The sequence below is a fragment of the Ensifer sp. 2TAB8 genome, from assembly GCF_052115125.1.
In the GTDB taxonomy this organism is placed as follows: domain Bacteria; phylum Pseudomonadota; class Alphaproteobacteria; order Rhizobiales; family Rhizobiaceae; genus Ensifer.
Genome location: NZ_JBFRGB010000019.1, coordinates 103781 through 110636, shown reverse-complemented (window position 1 = coordinate 110636; position 6856 = coordinate 103781). Strand labels below are relative to the sequence as shown.

At 63.8% G+C, this 6856-nt stretch carries 1 protein-coding gene; it reads right to left on the bottom strand.

Features of this window, described 5'->3' with window-relative positions; translation table 11 throughout:
- Positions 1-6482: putative Ig domain-containing protein (locus tag AB4Z53_RS25970; protein WP_441598454.1), on the bottom strand; the 6482-nt coding region annotated here is incomplete at its 3' end.
- Between the last annotated feature and the right edge of the window lie 374 nt (positions 6483-6856).

The following is a 6856-nucleotide window of genomic DNA, read 5'->3' as shown; positions in this document are numbered from 1 at the left end:
GAACCGTCGCCTTCGATGTTGAACAGCAGCGAGAAGTCGAGGTCCCAGTTGTCGGTGTTCGACAAGGCCAACCCGGCTGAAACCCGCCCGAACAGGCCTTCGCCGTCGAGCGAGGCGAAGCCGACATCGGCACCGACCGACGGCGACAGGATCAGGCCGTTTTCCAGTTCCAGCGTCCGCTCGACGTCGAAGCCGACGCTGAAGCGCGCCTGTTCCTCGATGAAGCCCTTGAGATCGATGACCTCGCCGAGCACGTTCTTCACGCTGTAATCATCGGTCTCTTCGTTGAAATAGACTGCCCGGAGCTTCGGCGTCAGCACCGTGATCTCGTCGAACTGCCATTCGCCGGTCAGCTTCACATCCGCCATCCAGCGGGTGGTGTCGAAATTGCCCTTGAAGATGCCGGTGTCGATGTCGTTCGAGGAGCCGCCATAAAGCAGGTTGGCATCGAGGAACACGCCCTTGCCGAGTTCGAACGAGGCATAGGGGCCGGCCAGCCAGCCATTGCCCTTCAGTTCGGCATCCTCGTCGGTCGGATCGGTCATGTAGTCGTAGTGGAACGACAGGCCGAAGAGCGCCCGGTCATTGACGAGATAATCGGCACCGACGGAGAACAGCGCGAAGTTGCCCCACTTGTCGCTGGCGTCWTCCTCGTCCTTGTGGAACAGGAAGCTGCCGTTCATCCAGATRTCGAAGGGCCGGTCGGTCTTGACGAAGGTTTCGCCGGCCGCCGCCGCTTCCGCCGCATCGCGCGCCGCCTGRATCTGGGTGAGGCTGGTCGAGAAGCCGAGCCGTGCACCCTTGTCCGATGGCGTCACCGCCGTCGTCACCGGATCGGTGCCGGCCGCCGCCCGCCGCCGGTCGAGCAGACCGGGCGTCTGCACCGTCGAGGACAASAGGTTCTGCCGGGTGCGGACGAAGTCGCGYACGAGCCCGTCGATTTCCTCGCCGGCSGCCACGCGATCGAGCGCGATCCTGTAGGTGACGCGGCCGACATTCGACGAGCCGAGCGCGCTCTTCAGGGTGTAGCTCACGACGACGGAGCCGGAATAAGCCGGGTTCGGCGTGAACTTGAGGTAATAGCCGACCGGGGTGAAGCTGCCTGCAGCCGCAAGTTCGCCTTCGACGATCTCCGCCTTGCCGGCGATCGGCGGCGAGACCGCGGCCACCGCCGCSCCGAYGAACGGACCACCGGTGGCGCCGGCATTGAGGTAGACGTTGTTCGGTGTCGAGCCGGCGGGAACCTCGACGACGATATCCGGCGCCGTCACCGAGCGTGCCTTCAGTTCCAGCGAATAGACCGCCGAACCGCTGGCGCCGCGGCTGTCGACGACGGCGATGGTGAAGGAATAGGTATCCGGTGTGGCGTCCGCCGCCAGCGGCCCGGTCAGCTCGCCGGTGGAGACGTTGAGGACCATGCCCTTCGGCAGGTCGCCACTCTTGACGCTGTAGATCAGCGCACCGACGCCGCCGGTGGCGGAGATCCGTGACGAATAGGCCTCGCCGACCATCGCATCCGGCAGTGCTCCTGACGATGGGCTGAAGACGAAATTGCTGGAGAGGACGGCGATCTGATAGCTCGCCTGTCCCGTCGCGCCATTGGCGTCGGTCGCCGTCACCGTGAACTGGAAGTCGCCGTCGCTGGCCGGCCGGCCGGAGATGGTCCCGCTCGATGCGTCAAGCGCCAGGCCGCCCGGCAGCGCGCCGGATGTAATGGCGTAGCTGTAGGGCGCAGTTCCGGTGCTCGCCGTAATTGTCTGGCTGTAGGACACGCCGGAAATTGCATTGGGAAGTTTGCCGGACGACGGGGAAAACGCCAGAGCGGGCGGCGAAACGGTCACCGTGACCGTCGCCGGCGCCGTGGTGCCGGTCGCATTGGTCGCGGTATAGGTGAAACTGTCCGAGCCTGAATAGCCGGTAGTCGGCGTGTAGAGGATCGATAGACCCGATGTCGACACCGTTCCATGCGCGGGAGGACTTGCAACGGCGATCGACGCAGCAGCGCCGCCGGAGAGATTGGGCGTCACGGCATTTGCTGCGGAATTTGCGGCAACCGTAACAGAAACCGGACCGGCGGCAGGAGCCTGAACAGCAACGGCAAGGCTGTAGCTCGCCGCACCCGTTGCACCGTTGGCATCGGTCGCGGTGACAGAGAAATTGGTCAGACCGTCGACCGATGGGGTTCCCGAAAGGCGGCCATCCACAGCAAGCGTCAAACCCGCTGGAAGCGCGCCGCCAGTGACCGCATAGCTATAGGGAGCGTTGCCGTTCGCAGCCGTAATCGTCTGGTCATAGAACTGGCCTGCAGTCGTGCCCGGAAGCGCTCCTGCAGTCGGCGTGAAGGCGAGTGTCGGCTGCGACACGGTGATCGTGACGGTTCCGACGGCGGATGTGCCGGTCCCGTTCGTTGCCGTATAGCTGAAGCTGTCTGGGCCCGAATAGCCGGCGGCCGGCGTGTAGGCGATGGCAGTTCCCGAGGCGCTGGCTGTGCCGTGTGCCGGCGCGGAGTTGACGGCGACCGTTGCCGCAGTGCCGCCGGAAAGATCGAGCGCAATGGCATTTGCCGCGGAATTGGCCGCTACTGTCGCCACCGTAGCGCCGGCGATTGGCGCCTGGATGCGAACGGCCACACTGTAGCTCGCAGTGCCTACCGCACCGTTCACGTCTGTTGCCTGGACGGTAAAATTATAATTTCCGTCGGCCGTCGGTGCTCCCGCGATTTCGCCGGTAGCGGCGTCAAGCGTCAACCCCGGCGGCAGCGCACCACCGGAAATCGAAAAGCTGTAAGGCGCCATGCCATCGGCGACCGAGACCGTCTGCGTGTAAGCACTCGCAACCGTGCCCCCCGGAAGTGTTCCGGCTGTCGGCGCGAAGACGAGCGTCGGCGCCGTCACGGTGATCGTGACCGTGGCCGGAGATGATGTGCCGGTGGCGTTGGTCGCCGTATAGGTGAAGCTGTCGGATCCCGAATAGCCCGAAGCCGGCGTATAGGTGATCGACAGGCCCGAAACCGTAGCCGTTCCGTGCGCGGGATTACCTGCTACGGCAACCGAGTTTGCTGTGCCGCCTGAAATACTCAGCGTGATCGCGTTGTTCGACGAATTGGCTGCGACCGTGGCCGAAACCGGTGCGGTCGTGGGCGCCTGTACGGCCACGGTCAGGTCATAAGTGGCGGTCCCGGTGGCCCCATTCACATCGGTTGCCTGAACCGTGAAGTTGTAGCTGCCGTCTGCGGTCGGTGTGCCCGCAAGGATGCCGGTCGAGGCGTCGAGGGTCAGTCCAGGCGGCTCGGTGCCGCCAGAGATCGCATAGCTGTAGGGCGCCATGCCATCGGCGGCTGAAATCGTCTGGCTGTAAGCGCTTGCGACCGTAGCACTGGGCAGCGCGCCTGCTGCCGGCGAGAAGGTCAGTGTCGGCCGCGAGACCGTGATTGTAACCGTCGCCGGCGACGAGGTCCCGGTCGAATTCGTTGCAGTATAGGTGAAACTGTCGGAGCCGGAGTATCCCGCGGTCGGGGTGTAGGTGATCGAGGTTCCGGAAGCGGCCGCAACACCGTGCGTCGGATTGGTCGCAATGGCAACTGAAGCGGCCGTACCGCCGGAGAGAGCGAGTGTAATCGAATTTGCAGACGAGTTTGCCGCGACCGTCGCCGAAGCTGGGCCGGCGATCGGAGCCGCTATCGGCGTCACGGCATTGGACGCACCAGAGCTCGCGCCCTTCCCCACGCCGTTTTCGGCTGCAACGGTGAAGGTGTAAGACGTTCCATTGCTGAGGCCCGTTACGGTGATCGGGCTTGCCGGTCCGCTCACGCTGATGCCGCCTGGATTAGACGTGACGGTATAGCCGCTGATCGCGTCGCCGCCCGTGAAGGAAGGGGCGGTGAACGATACGGTTGCTTCGCTATCGGCGGCCGTCGCGGTGCCAATCGTCGGGGCGCCAGGGACGACGGCGTTAATGGTGAAGCTCTGTGTCACCGTCGGTGCTGCTTGATAGGCTGAATCCCCTCCCTGGTCTGCACTGACGGTGCAGGTACCCGCTTGAAGGAACCGAAGCTGGCCGCCACTGGTGATGGTGCAAACAGCTGTGGTCGACGAGGTGAACGTCGGTGTCAGGCTGGAGCTCGCCGTGGCGGTCAAAATCGGGGTCGTGTCGAAGTTCTGCGCGCCAGGATTGGTGAAGGATATCGATTGAGATCCCTTCGGCGTAACCACATTGGAAGCGGCGGAGACTGGCCCGGGGCCCCCGCTGTTGGCCGCCGTCACCGTGAATGTGTAGGAATAGCCGTTGGTGAGGCCCGGGACCGTGATTGGACTCGATCCGCCGGTCGCGCTGTGACCGCCGGGGTTAGACGTGACTGTATACAGGCTCGGCACTTCGCCGCCGCTCGTCGACGGAGCAGAGAACGTTACGCTCGCCTGCATGTCGCCGGCGGTTGCAGTCCCGATTGTCGGCGCGCCGGGAGCGATGGCATTGACGGTGAAGCTCTGAGTTACCGTCGTTGCGGCAAGATAGGTGCCATCGCCGGGCTCGTCGGCGCTGATCGTGCAGGTACCAGCTTTCTCGAAATTCAACTCACCGGCGCTCGTGATCGTGCAGACGGCCGTGGTGGAAGAGGTGAACGTGGGGGTGAGGCCGGAGTCCGACGACGCGCTCAGTGTCGGGCTCGTGCCGAAGGCCTGGGCGCCGGGATTGGTGAAGGTGATCGTCTGGGTCGCTTTCGGAGTGACTGAATTCGAGGCAGCGGAAGCAGCACCTTCACCAACGATGTTGGTCGCGGTCACGGTGAACGTATAGGCAGTCCCATTCGCGAGGCCGGTCACACGGATCGGGCTCGATGGTCCGTCTACCTTCATTCCTCCGGGGCTCGCTATCGCGGTATAGTGTAAGATCGCCGCTCCGCCGGTAATCGGCGGCGCGGTGAAGGCCACATCGGCCGTCGTGTCGCCCTCGACGGCAGTGCCGATAACGGGCGCCCCGGGGACGACCGGCGCAATGGTCATGCCGTAGGCACGGCTCCCCGTCTGGCCGTATTGATCCGTCGCCGTAACGGTGAAGGTGAACGGACCGGCCGCGGTCGGCGTGCCAGAAAGCGTGCCGTTGCTTGCGAGCGTCAATCCGTTGGGCAGCGCCCCTTGCGTCACGGCGAGCGTATAGGCCGAAGCGCCGCCGGAGGCCGCAAGCGTCTGCGAATAGGCCGTACCGAAGGTGCCGTTGGAGAGCGATACTGGTTCGATCGCAATCGTCGGGGCGGCAATGGTCACAGAGTATGCCTGTGATGCCGTCGACCCTTCGGCGTCGGTCGCAGTGATGGTGAAGTTGAAAGGCCCGCTCGCGGTCGGCTTGCCTGAAAGAACGCCGCCGCTTGAGAGAAACATCCCAGCCGGCAAAGCACCGGCGGTTCTGCTGAAGGTCAGCGCTCCCGATCCGCCAGTGGCGGCCACCGTCTGCGACGAATAGGTCTGATTGTAGACCGGATTCGGCAGCGTCGTCGTTGAGATGGCAATGGGAGCGTAAGTGACAGTATTGTCGGAACTCGTCGAGGCGTCGTTGGTGAGGCCCGCCACGCTCGTGGCTTTCCCGGCAGGAATGCTGGCCGTAACCGTGCCCGCCTGCGTCATTCCGCTCACAGAGACCGTGTAGCTGGCGCCGGACCCGGACACGCTTGCCGTGGTTGCTCCGGCGGTACCGGAAAGCTGGACGTCGCTGCCGTTGAAGCCGGTGACTGATTTGTCGAAGGTGACGTTGAAGAGGACTGACGCCTTCGCGCTCGGGTCTGCTTGACCTGGCGCCTGGTTGATGGTGACGGTCGGCTTGCTGTCGACCCAATGGCTCGTGCCTGTCTTCGTGCCGGTGCTGCATCCGCTACCGCCGCCATAGCTTACCGAAACGGCATGTTCGCCGACCGGCAGAGTCGACGTCTGGAACGTCGCTGACGAAGCCGGGCTGACCGGTCCGGTTGGAGTAAGCCCAAGGGTCGCCGATTGCGATCCAATGGAGATCGTCACGCTGCCCGGCGGCGATTGACCTGCGTTACAGCCCATCGACGAAACAGTCGCCGTCACGGATACCTGCTGCCCCGGGATCGATGGGCTCGGCGAAGCTACCACGTCCATGACGACGGGACCGCCGGTCGCTGCACGCACGACGATCGTGTTGCTGTTGGCGGTATAGTTGCCGCCGGTGCGCGTCCCGGTGAATGTCACGAAATCGACAAACTGCCCGGACATCGCATCCAAAGCATCGACCTGGTAGGAACCGGTGCAGGTAACCGGGGAAGTAGTTCCGCCGCCGGCGATCGGTGGGCATGAAACCACCACGGCCTTATTGGCGGTCGAGACCGGTGCGATACTGAGGATGTTGTAGGATCCGGGGTTCAGCACATAGCTGAAATTGATCGTGTCGCCGGCCGCGTTGAAGGTCGCAGGGCTCGCCGATATCGTGACGACCTGCGCTGACGCGCTGGCAGCCGCAACGAGCAGCATGCCGATCGCTGCGAAGAAAGACAGAAAAGAACCTCGCCAAAACGCGCACGAAAACGATCGTCCGCTTGCGACGTTGCCGCCCCGCAGCCCCATGAATACCCCCAATTATTACCGGGAAAATAGCCCCACCCGGCGCTCGCAGCTAATAAAGCAGCAGGCAACAAGTCAATGATGCAACTCTCCATTGTTCCTCAAAGTATCAACCGGCAATCTCGTGTGGCCTATTCAACACACCATCTGACGCGGCCGTCGCGGACAGTTCGCCGGCCGCGCGCAGGGTACGCGGTAGCCACAACTTTTGGAGGCATTTTCACAACAAATCCATGGAGACAGGCCCAGGCCCGTCATTGCGGCGGTCGACGGGAATCAGGAGC